24 protein-coding genes are annotated in these 22,979 nt (G+C 67.6%); 14 read left to right on the top strand and 10 right to left on the bottom strand.

Annotated features, from left to right (window positions below; all coding sequences use genetic code 11):
• Positions 1-25: 25 nt before the first annotated feature.
• The 4 genes from ACQI46_RS17055 to ACQI46_RS17070 all read left to right on the top strand — a co-directional run bounded on the left by ACQI46_RS17055 (position 26) and on the right by ACQI46_RS17070 (position 5,643).
• On the top strand, positions 26-364 hold the full coding sequence (locus tag ACQI46_RS17055; protein WP_014815171.1) for a P-II family nitrogen regulator: 339 nt from the start codon (positions 26-28) through the stop codon (positions 362-364).
• A gap of 79 nt (positions 365-443) precedes the next feature.
• Complete coding sequence (locus ACQI46_RS17060) at positions 444-2,915, top strand: [protein-PII] uridylyltransferase (RefSeq protein WP_427095201.1); 2,472 nt, start codon at positions 444-446, stop codon at positions 2,913-2,915.
• 57 nt (positions 2,916-2,972) lie between these two features.
• Entirely contained in the window at positions 2,973-4,529 is a 1,557-nt protein-coding gene (gene ffh, locus ACQI46_RS17065) for a signal recognition particle protein (RefSeq protein WP_427095202.1), read from the top strand.
• Positions 4,530-4,563: 34 nt separating this feature from the next.
• On the top strand, positions 4,564-5,643 hold the full coding sequence (locus ACQI46_RS17070) for a metal-dependent hydrolase family protein (protein WP_427095203.1): 1,080 nt from the start codon (positions 4,564-4,566) through the stop codon (positions 5,641-5,643).
• A gap of 179 nt (positions 5,644-5,822) precedes the next feature.
• Here the strand turns inward: ACQI46_RS17070 and ACQI46_RS17075 are convergent, their stop codons facing one another.
• Complete coding sequence (locus ACQI46_RS17075; protein WP_427095204.1) at positions 5,823-6,656, bottom strand: D-alanyl-D-alanine carboxypeptidase family protein; 834 nt, start codon at positions 6,654-6,656, stop codon at positions 5,823-5,825.
• A gap of 118 nt (positions 6,657-6,774) precedes the next feature.
• Here ACQI46_RS17075 and ACQI46_RS17080 point away from each other — a divergent pair, with 118 nt between their 5' ends.
• Positions 6,775-7,206 carry a nuclear transport factor 2 family protein gene (locus tag ACQI46_RS17080; RefSeq protein WP_427095205.1) on the top strand — a complete coding sequence of 144 codons (432 nt, stop codon included), beginning with the start codon at positions 6,775-6,777 and terminating at the stop codon, positions 7,204-7,206.
• 4 nt (positions 7,207-7,210) lie between these two features.
• Here ACQI46_RS17080 and ACQI46_RS17085 read toward each other — a convergent pair whose 3' ends face one another.
• Positions 7,211-7,705: a nuclear transport factor 2 family protein gene (locus ACQI46_RS17085; protein WP_427095206.1), complete on the bottom strand. Its 495-nt coding sequence runs from the start codon at positions 7,703-7,705 to the stop codon at positions 7,211-7,213.
• A gap of 83 nt (positions 7,706-7,788) precedes the next feature.
• Between ACQI46_RS17085 and mgtE the strand changes: the two genes are divergently transcribed.
• The 5 genes from mgtE (at position 7,789) to trmD (ending at position 11,359) form a co-directional block, all read left to right on the top strand.
• Entirely contained in the window at positions 7,789-9,147 is a 1,359-nt protein-coding gene (gene mgtE / locus ACQI46_RS17090) for a magnesium transporter (RefSeq protein WP_427095207.1), read from the top strand.
• Positions 9,148-9,322: 175 nt separating this feature from the next.
• Positions 9,323-9,856, top strand: coding sequence for a 30S ribosomal protein S16 (rpsP, locus tag ACQI46_RS17095; RefSeq protein ID WP_427095208.1), 534 nt, complete (start codon positions 9,323-9,325; stop codon positions 9,854-9,856).
• 8 nt (positions 9,857-9,864) lie between these two features.
• Positions 9,865-10,107, top strand: coding sequence for an RNA-binding protein (locus ACQI46_RS17100; protein ID WP_098004435.1), 243 nt, complete (start codon positions 9,865-9,867; stop codon positions 10,105-10,107).
• 28 nt (positions 10,108-10,135) lie between these two features.
• Positions 10,136-10,660: a ribosome maturation factor RimM gene (rimM, locus tag ACQI46_RS17105; protein WP_427095209.1), complete on the top strand. Its 525-nt coding sequence runs from the start codon at positions 10,136-10,138 to the stop codon at positions 10,658-10,660.
• 12 nt (positions 10,661-10,672) lie between these two features.
• A complete protein-coding gene (gene trmD, locus ACQI46_RS17110) occupies positions 10,673-11,359 on the top strand; it encodes a tRNA (guanosine(37)-N1)-methyltransferase TrmD (RefSeq protein ID WP_427095210.1) in 687 nt (228 codons plus the stop codon).
• Here the strand turns inward: trmD and ACQI46_RS17115 are convergent.
• Positions 11,356-12,297: a hypothetical protein gene (locus ACQI46_RS17115; protein ID WP_427095211.1), complete on the bottom strand. Its 942-nt coding sequence runs from the start codon at positions 12,295-12,297 to the stop codon at positions 11,356-11,358. The two genes, trmD and ACQI46_RS17115, sit on opposite strands and share 4 nt — an antisense overlap.
• Positions 12,298-12,614: 317 nt before the next feature.
• Here ACQI46_RS17115 and rplS point away from each other — a divergent pair, with 317 nt between their 5' ends.
• From rplS to ACQI46_RS17135, 4 genes are read left to right on the top strand one after another with little or no spacing between them, the layout of a single operon-like run.
• Entirely contained in the window at positions 12,615-12,956 is a 342-nt protein-coding gene (rplS, locus tag ACQI46_RS17120) for a 50S ribosomal protein L19 (RefSeq protein ID WP_427095212.1), read from the top strand.
• 47 nt (positions 12,957-13,003) lie between these two features.
• Positions 13,004-13,834: a signal peptidase I gene (lepB, locus tag ACQI46_RS17125; protein WP_427095213.1), complete on the top strand. Its 831-nt coding sequence runs from the start codon at positions 13,004-13,006 to the stop codon at positions 13,832-13,834.
• Between the two features lie 16 nt (positions 13,835-13,850).
• Positions 13,851-14,633, top strand: a complete 783-nt coding sequence (locus ACQI46_RS17130; RefSeq protein ID WP_427095214.1) for a ribonuclease HII — start codon at positions 13,851-13,853, stop codon at positions 14,631-14,633.
• Positions 14,630-14,935 (top strand): DUF2469 domain-containing protein, encoded by a 306-nt coding sequence (locus ACQI46_RS17135; protein ID WP_370490555.1) that lies wholly within the window; start codon positions 14,630-14,632, stop codon positions 14,933-14,935. Before ACQI46_RS17130 ends, ACQI46_RS17135 begins: the two co-directional genes overlap by 4 nt.
• Here ACQI46_RS17135 and ACQI46_RS17140 read toward each other — a convergent pair whose 3' ends face one another.
• The 7 genes from ACQI46_RS17140 to ACQI46_RS17170 are packed head-to-tail and all read right to left on the bottom strand — an operon-like array spanning position 14,936 to position 22,624.
• Positions 14,936-15,439: a hypothetical protein gene (locus ACQI46_RS17140; RefSeq protein WP_427095215.1), complete on the bottom strand. Its 504-nt coding sequence runs from the start codon at positions 15,437-15,439 to the stop codon at positions 14,936-14,938.
• Complete coding sequence (locus ACQI46_RS17145) at positions 15,421-16,878, bottom strand: MCE family protein (RefSeq protein WP_427095216.1); 1,458 nt, start codon at positions 16,876-16,878, stop codon at positions 15,421-15,423. The genes ACQI46_RS17140 and ACQI46_RS17145 overlap by 19 nt, the downstream gene beginning before the upstream one ends.
• Entirely contained in the window at positions 16,878-18,038 is a 1,161-nt protein-coding gene (locus ACQI46_RS17150; protein WP_427095217.1) for an MCE family protein, read from the bottom strand. The genes ACQI46_RS17145 and ACQI46_RS17150 overlap by 1 nt, the downstream gene beginning before the upstream one ends.
• Positions 18,035-19,309: an MCE family protein gene (locus ACQI46_RS17155; RefSeq protein ID WP_427095218.1), complete on the bottom strand. Its 1,275-nt coding sequence runs from the start codon at positions 19,307-19,309 to the stop codon at positions 18,035-18,037. Before ACQI46_RS17155 ends, ACQI46_RS17150 begins: the two co-directional genes overlap by 4 nt.
• Positions 19,306-20,391 carry an MCE family protein gene (locus ACQI46_RS17160; RefSeq protein ID WP_427095219.1) on the bottom strand — a complete coding sequence of 362 codons (1,086 nt, stop codon included), beginning with the start codon at positions 20,389-20,391 and terminating at the stop codon, positions 19,306-19,308. Before ACQI46_RS17160 ends, ACQI46_RS17155 begins: the two co-directional genes overlap by 4 nt.
• Positions 20,391-21,413 (bottom strand): MCE family protein, encoded by a 1,023-nt coding sequence (locus ACQI46_RS17165; RefSeq protein WP_427095220.1) that lies wholly within the window; start codon positions 21,411-21,413, stop codon positions 20,391-20,393. Before ACQI46_RS17165 ends, ACQI46_RS17160 begins: the two co-directional genes overlap by 1 nt.
• Entirely contained in the window at positions 21,410-22,624 is a 1,215-nt protein-coding gene (locus ACQI46_RS17170) for an MCE family protein (RefSeq protein ID WP_427095221.1), read from the bottom strand. Before ACQI46_RS17170 ends, ACQI46_RS17165 begins: the two co-directional genes overlap by 4 nt.
• Positions 22,625-22,979 lie beyond the last annotated feature (355 nt).

Consider the following 22,979-nt stretch of genomic DNA (forward strand, 5'->3'; position numbering starts at 1 on the left):
AATTTCATCGGAAGGGATCGACTACATGAAGCTGATTACTGCGATCGTCAAGCCGTTCACGCTGGAAGATGTCAAGACCGGTCTGGAGCAGACAGGCATTCTCGGCATGACTGTCAGCGAGGTGCAGGGTTACGGTCGCCAGAAGGGGCACACCGAGGTGTACCGGGGCGCGGAGTACTCCGTCGACTTCGTGCCGAAGGTTCGGGTGGAAGTCGTGGTCGAGGACGCTGCGGTCGACAAGGTCGTCGACGTGATCGTCCAGGCCGCCCGTACCGGCAAGATCGGCGACGGCAAGGTGTGGGTGAGCCCGGTCGAGACAGTGGTCCGGGTGCGCACCGGTGAGCGGGGGGCCGACGCCCTATAGGTGCTCACCTGTTGAGAAGTCGTCTCCCGGCGGTCACGCCGCGGAAGCGCTGGACCGTCACGTTCCGGGAGGACAACTCATGAGCAGGAACCACCGGCCCGTCGCCGGACCGCCCCACTGGGAGCGGCCGGCGGCGGGTTCTTCCCGTCCGGCAACCGATCTGACCGCTGCCGTGCGACAACTGCTCTCCGGTGGGAATCGCCCGCTGGACTGTTCAGCACTGCGCGAAGCCCTTCTCGACCTCTACGACTTCTGGCTCACCACCAAGGCGAACGAAATCGGGATCACCGCGACCAGCGGCTTCGCGATCGTCGCCACCGGCGGACTCGGGCGTGGCGAACTGTTGCCCTATTCCGATCTCGACCTGATGCTGCTCCACGACAACATGCCACCCGAGGTTGTCGGCGAGGTTGCCGAGCTGCTCTGGTATCCGTTGTGGGACGCCAACATTCGCATTGACCACAGCGTGCGTACGGTGCCCGAGGCGCTCAAGGTGGCCGGCGAGGACATCTCTGCCGGACTGGCCATGCTCGAGGCGCGTCACATCGCCGGCGACGCCGACCTGTCGTCACTGTTGATCGGTGGGGCCCGCAGACAGTGGCGCACCGGAATCGCCTCCCGATTCGACGAACTCGTCGAACACACCCGTGCACGGTGGGCGCGCAGCGGTGAGATCGCCCATCGCGCAGAACCGGACCTCAAGGGCGGCAGGGGAGGGCTGCGCGACGTGCAGCTGCTCAATGCGCTGGCCATCGCCCAACTCGCCGACGTCTATCCCAGCCGTTCGCTGGCGTCGCCCACCGAAACCCTTGGGGAAGCACATCTCTCGCTGCTGAACGTGCGCACCGAGCTGCACCGGGTGGCCGGCCGCGGCCGCGAACTGCTGCTGGCCCAGCACGCCGACGAGATCGGTGCGGCATTGCGTATCGGTGACCGGTTCGACCTGGCGCGCATGCTCTCCGACGCCGCCCGCACCGTCAGCTACTACGTCGACGCCGGGATCCGCACCGCGGCCAACGCACTTCCGCGACGCGGTCTGGCCGTGCTGCGTCGGCCGGTGCGGCGCCCGCTCGACGAAGGGGTCATCGAGTTCAACGGCGAGGTGATCCTGGCCCGCGACGCCCGACCCGAACGGGATCCGGGCCTGATCCTGCGGGTGGCCGCGGCCTCCGCGGTGACCGGGCTGCCGATGGCCTCCTCGACGCTGAGCCGGCTGGTCGAGACCGCACCGGAACTGCGGGCCCCGTGGCCGCGTCAGGCGCTCAAGGATCTGCTGGTGATGTTGGCGGCCGGACCGTCGGTGGTCGCCACCATCGAGGCGCTCGACCGGACCGGCCTGTGGGGCCGGCTGTTCCCGGAGTGGGGCGCAGTGCGCGACCTCCCGCCCCGCGATGTCGTGCACATCTGGACCGTGGACCGTCATCTGGTCGAAACCGTTTCGCGGGCAAGCGCTTTGACCACCAGGGTGTCGCGTCCGGACCTGCTGGTGCTCGGCGCGCTGGTACACGACATCGGCAAAGGTCGCGGCGGCGACCACAGCATCATCGGAGCCGAACTGGCCACCCAGATCGGAAACCGGCTGGGCCTGTGGCCGTCGGACATCGACATCCTGTCCAAGGTCGTGCGACACCACCTGCTGCTCGCGCACACCGCGACCCGACGCGACCTGCAGGACCCTCGGACCATCGCCGGGGTCGTCGACGCCATCGGCGGCGACCTCGTCGTCCTGGAGCTGCTGCACGTGCTGGCCGAAGCGGACTCGCTGGCCACCGGACCCGGGGTCTGGGGCGACTGGAAGGCGTCGTTGATCGGCGACCTGGTGCGGCACTGCCGACTGGTGATGGCCGGCGAACCGCTGCCGCAACCCGACCCGATCGAGCCGCGGTTCGTCGCGCTGGCCGAAGGCTCCGGTGTGCACGTCGAACTCGTCGCCGCCGACACCCCGCACATCTACCAGGTGACGATGGTGGCTCCCGACCGGCGCGGCCTGCTGTCCAAGGCGGCGGGAGTGTTGGCGCTGAACTCGCTTCGGGTGTATTCGGCCTCGGTCAACGGTGCCCACGGGTCGGCGGTCAACACGTTCGCGGTCTCGCCGCACTTCGGGAGCCCGCCGGCCGCCGAGCTGCTGCGTCAGCAGCTCATCCTGGCCATCGACGGCGAGCTCGACGTGGTCAGCGCGCTGGAAAGGAAGGGAGCCGAGGTGGCCGCCGGCGGACGCGTCGGCGAGGCGCGCCCGGCCGTGCCGATCGTCGCCCCCGCCGCGCCGCCGCGGGTGCTGTGGCACGGCGGCACCGACGCCGCGCAACTGGTCGCCGAGGTGCGTGCCACCGACCGTACGGGCCTGCTCTCTGCGCTGACCGCGGTGTTCGAACGCGCCGGAGTGGACATCGCGTGGGCCAAGGTCACCACGCTGGGGTCCTCGGTCGTCGACGCGTTCGGGATCGTGGTGCCCGACGGGGCCTCGACCGAGTCGCTGCAGCAGAGCCTGGAGCACCAGCTCTACGCGGTCCTGCCGGCGCCCCCGGCCAAGCCTGTGCAGGAGGCCGGCTGACCGTGTCCGCGCCACCGATCGCGGTGGCCGGACACGCAGCCAAGTAGGCTGGCCCACGTGTTTGAATCCCTGTCCGACCGGTTGACCGGTGCCCTCTCGGGGCTGCGGGGCAAGGGTCGGCTGACCGACGCCGACATCGACGCCACCGCGCGAGAGATCCGCCTGGCCCTGCTGGAAGCCGACGTGTCGCTGCCGGTGGTGCGCCAGTTCGTCGCCCGCATCAAGGACCGCGCCAAGGGCGCCGAGGTCTCGGCCGCGCTGAACCCCGCGCAGCAGGTCATCAAGATCGTCAACGAGGAGCTCATCGAGATCCTCGGCGGTCAGACCCGCCAGTTGGCGTTCGCGCGCAATCCACCGACGGTGATCATGCTGGCCGGTCTGCAGGGGTCGGGTAAGACGACGCTGGCCGGGAAGCTCGCGAAATGGTTGAAGGGGCAGGGGCATACCCCGTTGCTGGTCGCCTGTGACCTGCAGCGGCCCGGTGCGGTCAATCAGCTGCAGATCGTCGGCGAGCGCGCCGGCGTCCACGTCTTCGCGCCGCACCCCGGGACCGCGCCCGGTGCCGATGAGGTCAAGGGCACCGCCGATCCGGTCGCCGTGGCCTCGGCCGGGCTCGCCGAAGCCAAGTCCAAGCTCTACGACGTGGTGATCGTCGACACCGCAGGCCGGCTGGGCATCGACGAAGAGCTGATGAGCCAGGCCGCGGCCATCCGCTCGGCGGTCGATCCCGACGAGGTGCTGTTCGTCCTCGATGCGATGATCGGCCAGGACGCCGTCACCACCGCCGAAGCGTTTCGTGAGGGTGTCGGGTTCACCGGTGTCGTCCTGACCAAGCTCGACGGCGACGCCCGCGGCGGCGCGGCGCTGTCGGTGCGCGAGATCACCGGGGTGCCGATCCTGTTCGCCTCGGCGGGGGAGAAGCTCGAGGACTTCGACGTCTTCCACCCCGACCGGATGGCCAGCCGCATCCTCGGCATGGGCGACGTGCTCACCCTCATCGAGCAGGCCGAACAGGTCTTCGACGCCCAGCAGGCCGAGGCCACCGCCGCCAAGATCGGCAGCGGGGAACTGACCCTCGAGGACTTCCTCGAACAGATGCTGGCCATCCGCAAGATGGGCCCGATTGGCAACCTGCTGGGCATGCTGCCCGGCGCCGGGCAGATGAAAGACGCGCTGGCCGCCGTCGACGACAAGCAACTCGACCGCGTCCAGGCCATCATCCGCGGCATGACGCCCGCCGAGCGGGCCGACCCCAAGATCATCAACGCGTCGCGGCGGCTGCGCATCGCCAACGGGTCCGGTGTGACGGTGTCGGAGGTCAACCAGCTCGTCGACCGCTTCTTCGAGGCCCGCAAGATGATGTCGCAGATGGCCGGGCAAATGGGAATGCCGTTCGGCCGCAAGAACACTCGCAAAGCGGCCAAGGGCAAGAACAAGCAGGCCGGTAAGAAGAAGGGCAAAGCCAACAGGGGCCCGACCCAGCCGAAGAACCCGTTGGGCGCAGGACTGCCCGCCGGCTTCCCGGACCTGTCGAACATGCCCAAGGGCCTCGACGAGCTGCCGCCGGGCCTGGCTGATTTCGACCTGTCGAAGCTGAAGTTCCCCAAGAACTAGTGGCGATGAGCGCTTGCGCGAAGAGCAGACGACCATGACGGCCGGCACGGCCCTGCATGTCCGAGGTCGCAGCCTGCCCGACGACGAACCCGTCGAGTGGTGGATCGTCGACGGGGTGCTCAGTGCGGAACCGGTCGCCGGCGCCGACACGGTGTTCGACGGCGGTTGGGTCCTGCCCGGCCTGGTCGACGCCCACTGTCATGTCGGTCTCGGCGCGCAGGGCCAGATCCCGCTCGACGAGGCGGTCGAGCAGGCCGAAACCGAGCGCGGAGCCGGCGCGCTGCTGCTGCGCGACGCCGGCTCGCCGACCGATACCCGCAGCTTCGACGAGCGTCCGGACCTGCCGCGCATCATCCGCGCCGGACGTCACCTCGCCCGACCCAAGCGCTACCTGCGCGGGTTCGCCGCCGAGCTCGACGACCCGTGGCAGCTGCCCGACGCCGTGGCCGCCCAGGCGCGCTGGGGCGACGGATGGGTCAAGCTGGTCGGCGACTGGATCGACCGCGACACCGGCGACCTGGCCCCGTTGTGGTCCGACGACGTGCTGGAAGCCGCCATCGACGCCGCGCACGCCAACGGTGCCCGCGTGACAGCTCACGTGTTCAGTGAGGACGCGCTGCCCGGCCTGATCAAGGCGGGTATCGACTGCATCGAGCACGGCACCGGGCTGACCGAGGACACCGTCGACCTGATGGTCGAATACGGCACCGCGCTGGTGCCGACCCTGATCAACATCGAGAACTTCCCCGGGATCGCCGAGTCGGCACACCGCTATCCCAGATACCAGCAGCACATGCGTGCGCTGCACCGGACCTGCCGCGAGCGGATCGCCGCCGCCCGCGAAGCCGGCGTGCCGATCTACGCCGGGACCGATGCGGGCAGCTCGATCGCCCACGGGCGGATCGGCGATGAGGTCGAGGCCCTCAAGGGGATCGGGATGGCGCCGACCGAAGCGCTCGGCGCCGCGTGCTGGGACGCCCGCGAGTGGCTCCGCCGTCCCGGTCTGCGCCACGGCGCCTCGGCGGACCTGGTCTGTTTCGCCGAGGACCCGCGCACGGGCCCGGAGGTGCTCTCGCGTCCGACGCGCGTCATCCTGCGCGGGACGGTCTACTGACGGCGGCCGCCGGCGGCCCGGTCGCCTCCTCCGTCACACCTATCCGAGTTTTTCAGGAGAAGTGCGAGTGCGGCACTGCATTATGCGGATCGCTGTGGCAGCTGAGGCTATTGGTGCTCACGGCTGCGCAGTCCCGAGTCCAGCAAGCGGATCGCCGTTGCGGCTGAGACTGCTGGGACTCAAGGCTGCGCAAATCCCCAGTCCAGTAAGCGAATCGCATGATCGTAGAGGTCGCCACTGCCGTACATCTGCACCACCGCCAGACGGCGGTTCCCGCGCTGCGCGGCGCCGACGTAGGTCTTCCGGGCCAGGTTGGTGAACCCGGTCTTGCCGCCCAGGCTGCCCGGATAGCGGGTGAGCAGCTGGTTCTGGTTGTGAATGGTCTTGCCCGGGAACTGCGCTGACGGCGAACGCATGATGTGAGCGATCAACGGGTACTGCAGCGCCGCGCGCATGATGACCGCGAGATCGTGTGGGGTGGTGGTGGATTCCCACCCCGGACCGTCCAGTCCGGACGGCGACGACGCCTTGGTCGCCCGGGCGCCGACCAGTGCGGCCTTGCGGTTCATCGCGGCCACCGCCACCCGTTGTCCGCCGAGCATGTCGGCCAGCATGTTGGCGGCGTCGTTACCCGAAACCATCAGAATCGCTTCGAGCAACTGGCGGGTGGTGTAGGCCTGCCCGGGTTTCAGTCCGGCACAGGAGCATTCGACGGTGGTGTGGGAGGCATTGGCGCGGGCGAAGCTCTCCGGACGCAGATGGTCGAGCACCACCATCGCGAGCAGTACTTTGATGGTGCTGGCGGGGGCGTAGCGGCCGTAGGGGTCACGGCTGGCCAGCACCCGCCCGGTGTCGAGATCGGCGAGCAACCATGCCTTGGCCGGGCCGTCGGGAACCGATTGCACCGCAGCAGCTTCCGCGGGTTGCGCCGAAGCCGTGGGGCCGAGGGGCAACAGAGCGGTCACCAGGGCCGCGCACAGGGCGAGCGCCAACCCCGCGAACCGTCTTCGCACGCTTGGCGACGTTAACCACGCCCGGACTCGATCAGCACCCGATCCGGTCTCCATCTGATATCGACTGCGCGCGTCGACTCGAAGCCCGGTGGCTCACCGATCGTGTTCAATCGACGTCGTGATGACACTCGAGGAGATCTCCGACCGTCTGGAGATCCAGCAGCTGCTGGTCGACTACTCCACGGCCATCGACCAGCGGCGCTTCGACGACCTGGACACCGTGTTCACCGGCGACGCGTACATCGATTACCGGGTCTCCGGCGGCATCGACGGTCGCTTCCCAGAGGTCAAAGCATGGCTCAAAGACGTACTGCCGAACTTTCCGGCGTACTACCACATGCTCGGCAACATCGACGTGCGCATCTCGCGTCATCCGGACGGGGACCGCGCGACGTCGCGGGCGATCTGCTTCAACCCGATGGTCCTCGGGGGCGACCAGGCGCAGATCTACTTCGTCGGGATCTGGTACATCGACGAGTTCGTCCGCACCGCAGACGGTTGGCGCATGAGCCGACGCGTCGAGGAGAAGTGCTTCGACAAGCTGGTCTAGCGTCTCAGCGCACCAGGCGCCGGGCCACCGCGCCGGCGACCTTCTTGATGCGGTCGGACAGGTAGACCGATACGACGGCGTTGAAGATGTCCTCACGGATGCGGGTGAGCGTCGAGCTGGTGAAAAGCCAACGGCCATCGACCTTCTCGTAGGTCTCCTGGTAGTGCCCATAGCCGCGCAGGTTGACGCCGGGAGCCAGTCGCACCACGTCCTCGAGCGCCCACACCGCGCGCGCGGTCGTCGCCGAGGTCAGTTCGATCTCCGGTGCGTGCACCTGATGCACCGTGGCGCGGTCGCCGAGGCTGCGCCGGGTGAAGGCCACGAATTCGTCGGCGCCGACGATCACCTTCCCGCCGGCCGGGGAGGTGTCGCTGCGGAAGTCGTCGGCGAACAGCTCCCGCCACTGGGCCCACTTCTTGGTGTCCAAGAGGCGGCAGTAGCGCGCCTTGAGCTGCTTGATCGCCTCGAACTCGGCCAGCGCCGCGGTCGCCTCGGTCACGGGAGCAGCCTACGGTAAACCTTTCGGTTCTCTCGCGGTCGGTAACGCTCGGTACGTCCGCCGTTCCCCTCGATCGTGTAGTGATGACCGACATGACGGCCCCGCCTGTGGAAGTCCACCTGAAGTCGATCCTGCCGGCCTTGGAAGCTGCCGATCTGCCGGCGCTGACCACCGCGCTGCGACCCCTCACGACACCGCAGATCGTCACACTGCTCGAGCGGTTGGACCGCCGGCAGCAGGCGGTGCTGTACCGGGTGCTGCCCAAGGATCGGGCGCTGGAGGTGTTCGAAGGACTCGACGCCAGTCTGCAGCGCGACATCGTCGGTGGCCTCCAAGACGACGCCGTGGCCGCACTGTTCGCCGACCTGGACCCCGACGACCGGGTCGAACTGCTCGACGAGTTGCCGGCGACCGTGGCCGCGCGTCTGCTGCGCGGCCTGCCTCCCTCCGAGCGGGAGTTGACCGCCGCGATACTCGGCTATCCGCAGGGTTCGATCGGACGTCGGATGAGTCCGGAGTTCGTCTCCGTGCGGGCGTCGATGACGGCCGCCGAGGCGCTCGACCGGGTCAGGGGTCGGCTCGCCGACGCCGAGACCATCTACACCCTGCCGGTGGTGGACGACGATCGGGTGCTCGTCGGCGTCGTGACCCTACGAGGACTGCTGGCGGCCGCACCGCAGACGCCGGTGGGGGAGATGATGTCCGTCCCGCACTGGGCGCGCGCCACCGAGGACGCGGAGCACGCCGCGCGCCGCTGCGCGGAGTTGAAGTTGCTCGCGCTGCCCGTCGTCGACAGCGAGACGCGGCTGGTCGGCATCCTGACCGTCGACGACGCGCTGCGCATCTTGGAGACCGCCGAGTCCGAGGACCAGGCCCGCCTCAGCGGCACCGAACCGCTGCGACGGCCCTACCTGACCGCCCCGGTGACCAGGCTGGTCCGGTCGCGCGTGGTGTGGCTGCTGGTGCTCGCGATCGGCGCCACGCTGACGGTCCAGGTCCTGGAGGTGTTCGAGGCCACGCTCGCCGAAGTGGTCACGCTCGCGCTGTTCGTGCCGCTGGTCATCGGCACCGGCGGCAACACCGGCAATCAGGCCGCCACCACCGTCACCCGCGCATTGGCGCTCGGCGACGTTGGTCCCGGTGACCTCGGCAAGGTGCTGTTCCGCGAACTTCGCGTCGGATTGGCCCTCGGGCTGCTGCTCGGCGGCCTGGCCTTCGCGGTGACGACGTTGATCTACGGCCACGCGATCGGCACCGTGATCGGGCTGACGCTGGTCAGCCTGTGCACGATGGCCGCCACCGTCGGAGGTGTCATGCCGTTGATCGCGCGCGCCGTCCGTGTCGATCCCGCGGTGTTCTCCAACCCGTTCATCTCGACGTTCGTCGACGCGACCGGACTGCTCATCTACTTCACCATCGCCAAGATCGTGTTGGGGATCTGAGGCGCGATTTCCGCCGTGGAGCGACGTTCTGGCACAATGGGCCGCTGTCCACGTACGGCTTCCTCTCGCTGAGGATGGGCCGTCCGGAGGTCACACACGTAAGGCAAAACCGGATCGGGCAACCCGCCCGCATCGCTGAATTGCAGCGTGGCAAACGCAGTAGGAGTAGTCGTTCATGGCTGTCAAGATCAAGCTCACCCGGCTTGGCAAGATCCGCAATCCCCAGTACCGCATCATCGTCGCCGACGCCCGCACGCGTCGTGACGGCCGCGCCATCGAGGTCATCGGCCGGTACCACCCCAAGGAAGAGCCCAGCCTGATCGAGCTCGACTCCGAGCGCGCCCAGTACTGGCTCGGCGTCGGCGCCCAGCCCACCGAACCTGTGTTGCAGCTGCTCAAGATCACCGGTGACTGGCAGAAGTTCAAGGGTCTCCCGGGTGCCGAGGGCACGCTGAAGGTCAAGGAAGCCAAGCCGTCCAAGCTGGACCTGTTCAACGCCGCGCTGGCCGAGGCCGAGAGCGGTGCCACCACCGAGGCGACCACGCCGAAGAAGAAGAAGGCCCCCGCCAAGAAGGCGGCCTCCGACATCGAGGCGACCGCCGATCCCGCCGGCAACGCCGACAAGTCCGAAGCGGCCGCCGAGGGCGAGGACGCCACTGTCGCCGGTGCCGCCGAGGCCTCGGGCGAGTCTGCACCGGCGCAGAGCTGAGCCAGGCGATGAGCTCTGTCGTCGTTGACGCCGTCGAGCATCTGGTCCGCGGCATCGTCGACAACCCCGACGATGTGCGCGTCGACATGGTGACCAACCGCCGCGGCCGCACCGTCGAGGTGCACGTGCACCCCGACGATCTCGGCAAGGTCATCGGACGTGGCGGACGCACCGCCACCGCGCTGCGCACCCTGGTCGCCGGTATCGGCGGCCGCGGCATCCGCGTGGACGTCGTCGACACCGACCGCTGAGAACGTCTCCCACCCCGCAGGGCGAGCGATGGAACTGGTGATCGGGCGCGTCGCCAAGGCGCACGGGGTCACCGGTGAACTCGCCGTCGAGGTCCGCACCGACGATCCCGACGAGCGGTTCGTACCGGGAGCGACGCTGCGGGGCCGCGCGCCCAAGGGCGGCGGACACCGCGACTACGTGATCGAGTCGGTGCGGTCGCACGGCGGCCGCCTGCTGATGCGGTTGGTCGGCGTCACCGACCGGGACGGCGCCGACCGGCTGCGCGGCACGCTGTTCGTCGTCGACTCCGCGGAACTGCCACCGATTGAAGACCCCGACGAGTTCTACGACCACCAACTCGAAGGCCTGGCGGTGTGGACCGTCGGTGGCGATTGTGTCGGCACCGTGGCGGAGGTATTGCACACCGCGGGTGGGGAATTGCTGTCGGTGCGTGCCGAGGGCGATGCCGGGTTCGAGGTGCTGGTGCCGTTCGTGTCGGCGATCGTGGTCTCGGTGTCGCTGGAGGATCAGAAGATGATCATCGATCCGCCCGAGGGCCTGCTCGATCTCTAGAGAGGCGAAGCTGTGCGGATAGACGTCGTCACGATCTTCCCGGACTTTTTGAATCCGCTGCGACAATCGTTGCCCGGCAGGGCAATCGACGCGGGGATCGTCGACCTGGCGGTGCACGACCTGCGCAACTGGACCCACGACGTGCACCGCTCCGTCGACGACTCGCCGTACGGCGGCGGGCCCGGCATGGTCATGAAAGCCCCGGTGTGGGGTGAGGCGCTCGACGAGATCTGTTCCCCCGACACACTTCTGGTCGTCCCGTCGCCGGCCGGTCGACTGTTCAAGCAATCGGTGGCGCAGCGCTGGAGCACCGAAACGCACCTGGTGTTCGCCTGCGGGCGCTACGAGGGCATCGACCAGCGGGTGATGGACGACGCTGCTCGGCGCATGCGGGTCGAAGAGGTCTCGATCGGTGACTACGTGCTGCCGGGTGGTGAGTCGGCAGCAGTGGTGATGATCGAGGCGGTGGTGCGGTTGCTGCCCGACGTCCTCGGCAATCCCGCCTCACACGAGGACGACTCGCACTCCGAGGCCGTCGGGGGACTATTGGAAGGGCCCAGCTACACCCGGCCCGCGCGTTGGCGCGACCTGGACGTACCCGAGGTGCTGCTCTCGGGCGACCACGCCCGCATCGCCGCGTGGCGTCGCGAACAGAGCCGGCAGCGCACCCTCGAGCGGCGACCGGATCTGCTGACCTAGATCCTTCCCTCGGGGAAGAAGCCCCGCACCGCGTCGGTGATCGTCTGCCGCGCGGTGTCGGCGCCGGTGGGCTGCATCGCACCGATGGCCATGACATACCGGCGGTCCGCGCCGATGACACCGGTCGACAGGTGCATCCAGTCCGAACCCACGCAGCACATCCACCCCTGCTTGACCGCGACGGGCTCCCCGGGCAGTCCTTCCGGGATGCCGAAGCGCTGCGGGTAGACCCCGCCGGGCACCATGCCGTCGGGCGCGGTCGGCGTCGAGGCCGCCAGGTTGTCCAGGATGATGGCGGCCTGCTCAGCCGGCAGCCCGCCGGCGCCGGTCAGCAGCATGTCGTAGTAGCGGACGAGATCGGTCGCGGTGCTGATGGTGTTGAACCAGCGTCCGTTGCCCGGCGGGCGGGTGGAACCCAGGTTGTAACGGTCGGCCACACGGTTGACGATCGCGCTGCCGCCGCTTCGGTTCCAGAACACCTCGGCGGCGCTGTCGTCGGAGGAGCGCAGCATGACGTCGAGCGACTGCCGATCCTGCGGGGACAGCTCGGTCTTGCCCTGGGCGACCTGCAACAGCAAGTCGTCGGCGATGAACACCTTGACCACCGAGGCGATCGCGATGGTGCGGTCGTTGCCGTTGGTCACCAGCTGACCGGTGCTGCGGTCGAGCACCGCCGCGGTGATCTCCGCGCCCGCTGCTTCAGCCTGCGCCGTGGCCTGCCGTGCACGCTCGGGAAGTCCGACGAACGTCGCGGCGGGCTCGTCCGGCGGTCGCTCGGGGAGGGGAGCCATGGTGCCGAGCGGGGCGACCACCGTCAGATGCGGACCGGACGACACCGGCGACGCGCCGTGCACCTGCGCCTGGCATCCACCGAGAGCCACCATCGCGACGGTGAGGGCAGCAGTGGTCGTGAACAGCCGGTAAGGCCGCCGTCGCATCGGTCGCCTCCATGCACTCCGAGATCCACACCCCGCCCTGCGGGGTCGTCATCCTCAATTACCCCGTGCGTACCAGGTTAGACGTATCGACCCGCGGTGTGCTCTGATGCAGGAGCACGTCACAGCCGGTGAGCGCCCGCATCCGCGGCGATTTCAGGGATCGGCCCTCCGTCTGGCACAATTGGGCAGTTGTCTGTGCACGGCAGGGACGGATTTCAGGGTTCCGCGGCACGACTGCACCCCAGACGCCGAACAACTACGGCTCTGCGCGTCACCAGGACGCTGCCGGAGCCGCGATCAGCAAGGAAGTGTCACCGATGAACACGCTCGATTTCGTCGACCAGACGTCGTTGCGCAACGATGTCCCCGAATTCGGCCCCGGCGACACCCTGAACGTCCACGTGAAGGTCATCGAGGGCTCCAAGGAGCGCATCCAGGTCTTCAAGGGCGTCGTGATCCGCCGTCAGGGTGGTGGGGTGCGCGAGACCTTCACCGTCCGCAAAGAGAGCTACGGCGTGGGTGTCGAGCGCACCTTCCCGCTGCACTCGCCCAACATCGACCACATCGACGTCGTCACCCGCGGCGACGTCCGTCGCGCCAAGCTGTACTACCTGCGTGAGCTGCGCGGCAAGAAGGCGAAGATCAAGGAAAAGCGCTGACCTGCCCGCCGGCCGGGTGCACAGCCTGCGCTGACTAGTCTGATCTTGTGACCGGACCCTCCGCGGCTGACGACTCCTCGCCCGACCCCAGATCCGACACCGCCGAGGACTCGGCCGCGGAAACCGGGAACACGTCGGACAAGCCGAAGAAGAAGGGCGGCGCGCTCCGCGAAGCCGCGATCCTGATCACCATCGCGGTGGTCCTGTACTACGTCATGCTGACGTTCATCGCTCGGCCGTACCTCATTCCGTCGGAGTCGATGGAGCCGACGTTGCACGGCTGCGACGGCTGCGTCGGGGACCGGATCATGGTCGACAAGCTCAGTTACCGGTTCAGCGAACCTCGGCCCGGCGACGTCATCGTCTTCAAGGGTCCTCCGAACTGGAGCATCGGCTATCAGTCCATCCGATCCGACAACCCGGCGATTCGTTGGGCCCAGAACGCGCTCTCGGTGATCGGGTTCGTCCCGCCCGACGAGAACGACCTGGTCAAGAGGATCATCGCGGTCGGTGGTCAGACCGTGCAGTGTCGTGTGGACTCCGGTCTGACCGTGGACGGCAAGCCGCTGCAGGAGCCGTACCTGGACCCCGACACCATGAACGCCGATCCGGCCGTCTACCCCTGCTTGGGCAATGAGTTCGGGCCGGTCACCGTGCCCGAGGGGCGGCTGTGGGTGATGGGCGACAACCGCACCCACTCCGCGGATTCCCGCACCCACTGCGCCAATGAACCCGCAGACGCCCAACGCGGCCTGCTGTGCACCGGGGACCCGACCCCGGGCACCATTCCGGTGGACAATGTCATCGGTAAGGCACGGTTCATCGCCTGGCCGCCGTCGCGGTGGGGTGGTGTGAACTCGTTCAACCCGCAGACCTGAGAAGGAGACCTCGGACTTGCGTGCCGCGTGGCCACCGCGTGCGGTGATCCGCAAATCTTCCGGCTTGCGCACCCTGGAGTCGGCGCTGTACCGGGCCGGCCTCGGCCCGGTGGCCGGCGTCGACGAGGTCGGTCGCGGTGCCTGTGCCGGACCGCTGGTGGTGGCGGCCTGCGTCCTCGGTCCCAACCGCCTCGAGAGCCTGTCGGCGCTCGACGATTCGAAGAGGTTGGGCGAAGCCGAACGTGAACGGCTGTTCCCACTGATCAAGCGGTACGCGTTGGCGTACCACGTGGTGTTCATCCCATCGGTGGAGGTGGACCGTCGCGGCGTGCACGTGGCCAACATCGAAGGAATGCGCCGCGCGGTCGCCGGGCTGCCGCTGCGGCCGGGCTATGTACTCTCCGACGGGTTCCGCGTGCCCGGCCTGCCGATGCCGTCGTTGCCGGTGGTGGGCGGCGATGCCGCTGCCGCCTGCATCGCCGCGGCCAGTGTGCTGGCGAAGGTCAGCCGCGACCGGCTCATGGTGGCGATGGAGGACGAACACCCCGGTTACGGCTTCGCCGACCACAAGGGCTACAGCACCCGCGCGCACAGCGCGGCACTGGCGGCGCTGGGCCCGTCCCGGCAGCACCGGTACTCGTTCATCAACGTCCGGCGACTGGTGTCGTCCGACGATGAAGTGAGTGCGTCGGCTGCGCTGGAATGGGAACCCGAAGAGCATGCCGAACTGGCGTGCGGGAAGATGAGGCCAATGGGCCCGATGGACTCCGACCTACATGAAGGACAGCTGAGCCGATGAGTGCCGAGGATCTCGAGAAGTACGAAACCGAGATGGAGCTCTCGCTCTACCGCGAGTACAAGGACATCGTCGGGCAGTTCAGCTACGTCGTCGAGACCGAGCGCCGCTTCTACCTGGCCAACAGTGTCGAGCTGCTGCCGCGCAATGCCGACGGCGAGGTCTATTTCGAACTGCGGCTCGGCGATGCGTGGGTGTGGGACATGTACCGGCCGGCGCGCTTCGTCAAGCAGGTGCGGGTGATCACGTTCAAGGACGTCAACATCGAAGAAGTCGAGAAACCCGAGCTGCGTCTGCCGGAGTAGTCATCCGACGCGCGTCAACGTGAAGGGCATCCGGATGTTGAGCGAGCGGTTGACCCCGCACGCACCGGTCGGCCCGATCGTCTGGTCCCATCCGCTGAGCCGGTCGCCGCGGTCGTAGGAGTCCAGCCGTGCCGCCCAGAACGTGAACGTCTGCTCGCCGGGCGCGGTGCTTCCGTCGGGGCAGGTCTGCCAGCCCGCGACGGTGTGCGCGGTCTTCCATCGCTGACTCCGATACACCAGATCAGCGGTCCAGCCCTGATCGCTGACCACGGTTCCGGTGCAGTCCTGGAACGTGGCGCACGACGAGCTGACCGTCCAGGTGGCCACGACGTCGTCCCGGTAGACCATGACCTCGTTCGTCTTGGCCCACAACCCGTCCGAGCGCGCGGTGAAGGTGCCGTTGAGCGCGACGTCGGGTGACGCGGGCGCCGGGGCGGTGCCGGCGACACCCGCGCTCGCGACGACGAGCGCGCCGACGGCGAGGTTCAGGGCACGCGAGGCCATACCAGGTCCTTCCAGCTCTGCGGTGGGGACGCCAGATCGGTCTGGTGCGGAGCCGTCCCGTCGGCGGCGGCGACCCGGCCCATCTGCGGGTCGTAGGTGGCGACCTCCAGGGGCGGGGTCGGTTGGGTGGGAGGCATCGGGGTTCCGGTGACGGGGGCGAAGAGACGTTCGTCGCGGTCGACCCGATTGTCGGGCGAGACGCCCTGCCCGACGAGGTTGGGATCGAACGGGGCCGGACCCAGCGCGTGTTGGCGTGCGGCAAGGGGCTGGAACGGCCGGTCGCTCTTGCACAGTTCGACGGTGGGTGCGCGTTTACCGGGGGCGTCCATGCAAGGAAGGTTGCGGACGCCGCGCACGGCGATCGGGGAGTCCTGCGGCAGCTTGCAGTACAGGCCGTCCGGGGTGTCGATGGTCGTGGTGTCGGCGGGCGAACGCCATGACGACGGCGGCAGAAATCCCACCGTGCACGCGGGCGGATCGTCGACGGAGATCCGGAAGTCGCCGACCGCGATGCCGGTGGCGTTGTTGTCTCCGACCGAGGACTGGTAGAACGCCGAGGACGGAGGCAACAGCACCAGGAGTTGTTCGAGTCCCGGCCGGTACGTCAGCGCGACCTGACCCAGCGAGGTCAGGTTGGCCAGCAGCAGCGGAAGCGTGGGCTCGACCTGCTGGAGGAGTTGTGAAACCTCCTGCGCTGCAGTCGATCCGGTATCCATGACCTGTCGGATCTCGGGATCGCGGACCACTACCTGCGCGCTGACCGCTGCGAGCCGCGAAGACCACCTGGCCAGCGCGTCGGCGCCGGCGACCTGCCCGTCGAGCACCGGCGCGGTGTCGTCGATCAGTGCTGCGGTGCGGCCGGCCACCCTGTTGGTGTCCGCGGAGATCCGCGACGTGGACTCCGCCAGCGTCTGCAGGTCGTAGCCCGCGCCGTTGAACGCTCTGAACGACTCGTCGAGCAGCGTGCCGAGTTTGTCCTCGGGAATGCTGGTGACCAGCGCGCTCAAGCGCTCCAGCATGGGTGCCACCCGCTGCGGCACGATCACTGCTGATGACGGGATCACCGCACCGCTCTGCAGATAGGGCCCGGAGTTCGTGCGGGGTTGCAGGTCGACGTACTGTTCCCCGACCGCCGACACGCTGCGCACCTCTGCCTGCAGATCCGCCGGCACCGGAGGCGAACTCGACAGCGACAGGGCGGCGACGGCGCCGCCGCGGTGGACGTCCATGGAGGTCACCTTGCCGATCTGCACGCCGCGGTAGGTGACGTTGGCGAAGCGGTACAGGCCGCCGGCCTCGGGAAGCTGCAGGGTGACTTCGATCCGCCCGACGCCCAGCAGGGTGGGCAGGCGGACATACTGCACGGCCATCGCGGTGACACCGACGATCGACGCGATCACAAAGAGCGTCAACTGGATTCGGACCATACGCGTGAGCATCAGCCGGCTCCCACCGGTAGGCGTTCTGGTCCCATCACCCCGGGCGGCGGGGCGACCGCCTCGCCTCGGGCGTTCTTCGAATAGAACGTGTCGTATCCCGGGTCGCCGGGGGCGGGCACCAGCGGGGCGTTCTCGTCGCCGAACGACGTGCCGGCCAGCAAGCCACGTTTGAAGCGTCCCAAGGTGAGGTCGACGGTGACAAACAGGTTCATGTAATCGCCCCGTACGCCGCGGTCGATGATGTTCTGGTTCAGCGGAAACGTCAGCGCGTAACCCAGTCCGGTGCTGATGTCGGGTCCGACGTCAGACAGCGCGCGAAACACCGGTTCCAGGCTCGCGAGATTGGCCACCAGGTCGGCCTCGACGGCGTCGGCCACGGTGACGGCAGTGTCGCTGAAGCGACGCAGAGCCGCGAGCGCGTCGACGAACCGGGGGCGTTCGCGCAGCAGAACCGCCAGTGCGGCCGGGATTTCGCGAAGTGCCCTGCTGATCACGTCGCGCTGGGCCACCAGCGTCGCCGAGAATCGGTCGAGCTCGGTGATGGTGGCGACGATGTCATCGGTCTGCGCGTAGAGGGCACCGACGAAAGTGTCGAGCCTGCTGAGAAGTTCGCGCAGGTCGTGCTGTCGGCCGGTGAACATCTCGTTGAAGGAGTGCACGACGTCGCCGAGTTGACCCAGACCGCCGGCGTTGACCACCGTCGAGAGCGCGGCCAGCGTCTGTTCGGTGGACGGGTACGTCGACGAACGATCCAGGGCGATGGTGGATCCGGCGGCCAGCGCACCGGCGGGACGCTCCCCGGGAGGCGGCGCGAGTTCGAGGTGCATGGACCCCAGCAGGCTGGTTTGTCCGACGGCGGCGATGGCATTGGCCGGGATGGCGACGCCGGGTTTCACTCGGATCTCGACCTCGGCGTGCCGGCCGGCGACCCCGATGCTGCGGATGCTGCCGACCACCACGTCATCGATCATCACCGGCGAATTCGGTTCGAGCGTACCGACGTTGGCCAGTTCGACGGTGAACGTCGATGCGTCACCCTCACGTCCGACGGTGCCCGGCAACGGGAGTGAGTTCACCCCTCCGAAGCTGCACGCCGTGGCGGTCATCATCGTCGCCACCGCAACGGCGAGGGTGCGGCGCATCGCCGGCGGCGTGCTCACGGAGTCGCCCTCTCAGCGGGCAGCAGCATCTGCGGCAGCGTCGGAGGTTGGGCGTGGTAGGCCGAATCGGTGGGGGCGATCGTTGCGGGCGGGGACTGGGTGCCCGGGCCGCCGGGACGAAGTTCGGGCTCGCTGTAGATCAGCTTGCCGTCCGAAGGGACCGGTGTGAGCAACGGGTTCACCGGGAACGGAAGATAATTGAAGTTCACCGTGTCCAGTCCCGGCCCCAGATACTGCGCGCACAACTTCGCGCTCTCGGGTGCGGTCACGTTGCCCAACGCTCCGAGCATGCCGCAGATGAACGCGGTGGGATCGGCCATGTTGTTGAGCACGAACACCCCACTCGCGCCGCCGGTGCGCGGATCCATCATGTTGTAGGCGTTGGCAAGCGCCGACGGTGCGACATGCAGTACCTGCTCGAGGTCTGCGCGGTGATCCACCAGGTTCTGGGTGACGTTGACCAGTCGGGCCACCTGCTCGCCGGCGTGGTCCCGAGTGGCCGAGACGAAACGCCGGACCTCTCCGACCGCCTCGGCGAGGTTGACCAGCGCAGCATCGAGATCGTCACGGCTGCCGTCGAGAACACCGCTGAGCGTGGCGAGCCGGTCCTGGAATTGCACGATCTGTTCGTTGCTGTCCCGCAGCACCGCGACGAAAGTCTGCAGATTGGCGATGATCTCGGTGATGTCGCCGCTGCCGTCGGCCAGGACCCGGCTGATCCCGGAGAGCTGCCGCAGAGTTGCACGGAGCTTGTGTCCGTTACCTTCCATCGCATCGGCCGCGCCGCCGATGAACCGGCCCACCGAGGTCGTCGCAACATCGCCGGTCGGTCCGAGGTCGGTGGCCAGTCGGTCGAGTTGTTCCTTGACCTCGTCCCATTCGACCGGGACTGCGGTGCGATCCCGAGGGATCACCGCACCGGAGGCGATCACCGGCCCGGCACCTCCACGGGGTGTCAGCTGCACGAACCGAGCGGCGACCAGATTCGGCGCCACCACAACGGCTTTGGCGTCGGTGGAGACGCGTACTCCGTGCTCGATCTCGAGGGTGAACAGCGCCTGGCTGCCGTCGGGTTCGATGGCGGTGATGGTGCCGACGCGCACGCCGGCGATACGGACTTCGTCGCCCGGATAGATCGCGTTCGCGTTCGCGAAGACCGCGGTGATCGTGGTCGGAGGGAAGAGGCGCGCGACCGCGACATAGCCGGCGGCTCCCACGAGTAGCAGCGCGAGGGCCAGAGCGGTCAGGCGGGCCAGCAGTGAACGCGTCATCGTGGTGGCCGTTCGGGAATACCGTTGCGGGGGAACGGGAACTCCGCGCGCGGGCCAGCGTTGTCGGGTGGCTGTCCTGCGTTGACGCCGCGCCGGAAACCGAACGCGTAGTCCAAGAACGGCTGCAGGATCGGCGGTAGATCCAGGTTGGGAATGTAGGCCGAGTAGTACGGGCCGTTGGCCACCGTTTCGCCGAGCGTCACCTGGTACTTCGCCAGCCGGGGCAGTGCCAGCGCGATGTTGTCGCGCTGACGTTCCAGCATGGCCAGCACCGCATTCAGTTTCTGCAAGGTCGGCGCGAGTTCCTGCTCGTTGTCCCGCACCAGACCGGTGACCTCGCGCGCCATCGCCGAGGTGTGCGCCAGGAGTTCGGCAATCGCCTGTCGGCGGTCGGCGAGCATCCCCACCAAGTCATTGGCGTTGAGGATCAGTGCGGACACCTCGGCACTGCGGTCGGCGAGCACCTCGGTGACATCGCGGCCACTGGCAAACAGCGCGGCGAGCGCCGAGTTTCGGCGGTTGAGTGCCTCGGAGATGCGGGCCAGCCCGTCGAAGGTGGGGCCCAGCTGCGGCGCGATCTGATCGATGGTGTCCGACAGAGTGTTCAACGCGTCCTCGAGGCCCGCGGTGTCGGTGCCGGCGGTGTTGGTGGTCAACTCGCCGATCGCCTCGGTCAATGTGTACGGCGACGACGTACGTCCGCGCGGGATGACCGACATCGGCGCCAGCGTGCCTTCCCCCGACGACTCGAGGACCAACATCCGCTCGCCGAGGAGGGTTCCGGTGCGGATATGCGCAGTGGTCTGCGTACCCAGCGGGGTCCTGCCGTCCACGGTGAAGGTCACCAGCGCGTCAGGATCCTGCAGTGACACGGCGGTCACCTTCCCCAACGTCATACCGGACACCGCCACATCGTTGCCCACCGACAAACCGCTGAGGTCGGCGAAGACGGCCTGGTATCGAATGGATGTGGCCCACGCGGTGATTCGTTCCGGAGCCAGACCGACCGCGACCACCAACACGATCAGCGTCATCCCGATGATGCCCGTGCGGATCGTGCCGGTGCGCCGGTACTTCAGCATCAGTTCTCCGCGCACCTTCCGTTGTCCTGGCGGAAGACCGGGAACACTGCCGTACGTCCTTCGAGGTCGGTGACACGGACGCCGAGCGAGCAGATGTAATAGTTGACGAAACTGCCGTAGGCACCGATGCGAACCAATTTGCGGTAGTTCTCCGGTGCCTTGACGATCGCAGTTTCGACGCGATCCAGTTTGCTTTCGATGTTCGGTGCCAATCGATGCAGTTGGTCGACAGAGCCGGCCAACGGGGAGCGGGTTTGTGCGAGCAGGTCTGAGAGCGTGGCGGTACCGGCCGCCAACGACTCGATGGCAGCGCCGATGGGTTCCCGTTCGGCGGACAGCTCTCTCACCAGCGTCTCGAGCCGTTTCAGCGCACCGGAAAACCGGTCCCGTTGATCACCGAGGGTGGAAAGCGTCGTCCGCAGGTTGGTGATCAGCTGCTCGATGACATGGTTCTTGTCTGCCAGTGCGGAGGAGAACGACGATGTCTGAGAGAACAGCGATTCCATGGTGCCGCCCTGACCTTGCACGATCTGGATCAGAGAGGCACTGAGTGCGTTGACATCGTCGGCGTTGAGGCCTTTGATCACCGGTTTCAGTCCGTTGAGGAGCAAGTCGAGATCCAAAGCCGGGGCGGTCTTCGTCAGCGGGATCTGCGAGCCCGGAGGAAGGATCTCCGTCGAGCCCTCGTCGTCGACGAGCTCGAGGAATCGGTCGCCGACCAGGTTGAGGTAGCGTACGGCCACCCGGGTGCCACGGGTCAGCGCGACGCTGCGGTCGGCGTCGAAGGTGACCACGACCGTCTTGTCCGGTTGCATCGAAAGATCTCGGACGGTGCCGATCCGCACTCCGGCAAATCTCACCGACTCCCCGGGCCGCAGGCTCGACACGTCGTCGAACACCGCCGAGTAGCTGTGGGTGGACCCCGATCGGTATTGCCCGAAGACGGCGAACAGACAACCGGTCAACAACACCATGAGGGTGACAAATGCGGCCAACTTCGGCGCGACCCGACGCCGCGTCATCCGGGGTGTCCGATCTGCGCACTGTTGCGCGGCGGCCCCTCGATGGGACCGAACATGATCTGCTTGAGCAGATCGGAGTTGACGATGGGTCCGCGGTTGCCGTACTTCCACGGGTTCGCGCCGGTGTCGGTGATGACGAAGGGCGGGGCTTTACCGTACGGGATCTTCGGCAGATCCGTGCACTGGGCACCACCGGTCGCAGCCACCTTGGGCAGATTCGACGGGTATCGGTATCGATCCTGCCCCCAGAAGAAGCCCGCGAGGATCTCGACCCCGGGGACGTTGAGCGGCGGATTGTTGGCCATCACGGTGAGTGACCCCAAACCGCACGTCAATGCTTCGTGGTAGTCCGCGACCAATTTCGTGGTCGGGGCCAGCAAGCTCAGCACGTCGACCAGCGGCCGGCCGTTGTCGTCGAGGACGCGGCTGCCGACGTCCGCCAGGCCGATCGCACTGACCAGCGCAGCGTCGAGATCCTGTTCGGTTTCGACGATGCTGGTACCGATCCTGGTCGCATTGTCGAGGATCGACATCAGATCCGGTGCGGCGTCGGCGTAGGCGGCGAACACGGTGGGCGCGGTCGAGAGATCGTGTCCGAGCGCGTCCAGGTGCGGGTTGATCTGTCCGAGGGCGGAATTGAGGTCGGAAAGACTCTGGCCGATCATGGCGCCGCGCCCTCGCAGGGCAGTGGCGATGGCACCGAGGGTCTGGTTGAGCTTGTCGGGTTGGATGGTCGACAGCACACTCACCAGTTGCTCGAACAGGGTGTTCATTTCGATCATCACGCGGTCGGCGGTGAGCACCTGCCCGGGGCGCACCGGTAGCGGGGACGCGTTGTCGGGTGGTACCAGTCGGATCACCTTGGCGCCGAACACCGTTGTGGAAGCGATGTCGACCTGCACGTCCTCGGGAATGAGCTCTCGGCGGGACGGTTCGATCGCCAGGTGTACGGCAGCAGTGCCGTCGTCGGAGTATTCGATGGAATCCACCTTGCCGATCTGGACTCCGTGCAACTGGACCTTGGCGTCGGGGTTCATCACCAGGCCGGCCCGTGGCGAGAGCACGGTCAGCGGCACCGATTCGGAGAATCCGTCACGGAACAGAGCCGCCGAAACCGCGGTCACCGCAACGACGACCGCGATCGACGCCAAGCCGGTGAGAGGGCGCCGCACGGCCGACCAGACGGCGACACGTTGAGCCCTTGCGGCCATGGAACTACCTCATTTGCGATCGGTTCGTCGCTGGTGCGCAGACAGCCGATGCCGAAGGGGCGCCGAGCCGGACTGTCGTGCAGGTTTCGAGTCGAGGACAAGCAGTGTCAGTACGACATCGGCGGCGGTATACCGGTCAGGCTGCGCACACGGTGAGACGCGTGGACCGGTGCGGTGCCGGTCGTACAGCGTTGTGTCATCACGTGTTTCCTCGGATCTGCTGCGAGGGCAAAGAACCTAACGTTTGCTCCGGAAAGCTAACAGCTGTCCGAGGCGGCGGTCAAGAGTCCGAAAGCCGCGTGGTGAAACAAAAGTTAGGTTAGATTCGAGCCCGTGCGGAAGAGGGGTGTGGAGC

It is taken from the genome of Mycobacterium sp. SMC-4 (assembly GCF_050205565.1).
GTDB lineage: Bacteria > Actinomycetota > Actinomycetes > Mycobacteriales > Mycobacteriaceae > Mycobacterium.

Bases quoted from the DNA above. Each gene is read 5' to 3' on its own strand.
- mgtE (WP_427095207.1), top strand. From the start codon at position 7,789: ATGACCGACATGACGGCCCCGCCTGTGGAAGTCCACCTGAAGTCGATC.
- ACQI46_RS17100 (WP_098004435.1), top strand. From the start codon at position 9,865: ATGAGCTCTGTCGTCGTTGACGCCGTCGAGCATCTGGTCCGCGGCATC.
- rpsP (WP_427095208.1), top strand. From the start codon at position 9,323: ATGGCTGTCAAGATCAAGCTCACCCGGCTTGGCAAGATCCGCAATCCC.
- rplS (WP_427095212.1), top strand. From the start codon at position 12,615: ATGAACACGCTCGATTTCGTCGACCAGACGTCGTTGCGCAACGATGTC.
- ACQI46_RS17115 (WP_427095211.1), bottom strand. From the start codon at position 12,297: ATGCGACGGCGGCCTTACCGGCTGTTCACGACCACTGCTGCCCTCACC.
- ACQI46_RS17165 (WP_427095220.1), bottom strand. From the start codon at position 21,413: ATGACGCGGCGTCGGGTCGCGCCGAAGTTGGCCGCATTTGTCACCCTC.
- ACQI46_RS17060 (WP_427095201.1), top strand. From the start codon at position 444: ATGAGCAGGAACCACCGGCCCGTCGCCGGACCGCCCCACTGGGAGCGG.
- ACQI46_RS17170 (WP_427095221.1), bottom strand. From the start codon at position 22,624: ATGGCCGCAAGGGCTCAACGTGTCGCCGTCTGGTCGGCCGTGCGGCGC.
- ACQI46_RS17070 (WP_427095203.1), top strand. From the start codon at position 4,564: ATGACGGCCGGCACGGCCCTGCATGTCCGAGGTCGCAGCCTGCCCGAC.
- rimM (WP_427095209.1), top strand. From the start codon at position 10,136: ATGGAACTGGTGATCGGGCGCGTCGCCAAGGCGCACGGGGTCACCGGT.
- ACQI46_RS17140 (WP_427095215.1), bottom strand. From the start codon at position 15,439: ATGGCCTCGCGTGCCCTGAACCTCGCCGTCGGCGCGCTCGTCGTCGCG.
- ACQI46_RS17155 (WP_427095218.1), bottom strand. From the start codon at position 19,309: ATGACGCGTTCACTGCTGGCCCGCCTGACCGCTCTGGCCCTCGCGCTG.
- ACQI46_RS17160 (WP_427095219.1), bottom strand. From the start codon at position 20,391: ATGCTGAAGTACCGGCGCACCGGCACGATCCGCACGGGCATCATCGGG.
- ACQI46_RS17135 (WP_370490555.1), top strand. From the start codon at position 14,630: ATGAGTGCCGAGGATCTCGAGAAGTACGAAACCGAGATGGAGCTCTCG.
- ACQI46_RS17145 (WP_427095216.1), bottom strand. From the start codon at position 16,878: ATGCTCACGCGTATGGTCCGAATCCAGTTGACGCTCTTTGTGATCGCG.
- ACQI46_RS17055 (WP_014815171.1), top strand. From the start codon at position 26: ATGAAGCTGATTACTGCGATCGTCAAGCCGTTCACGCTGGAAGATGTC.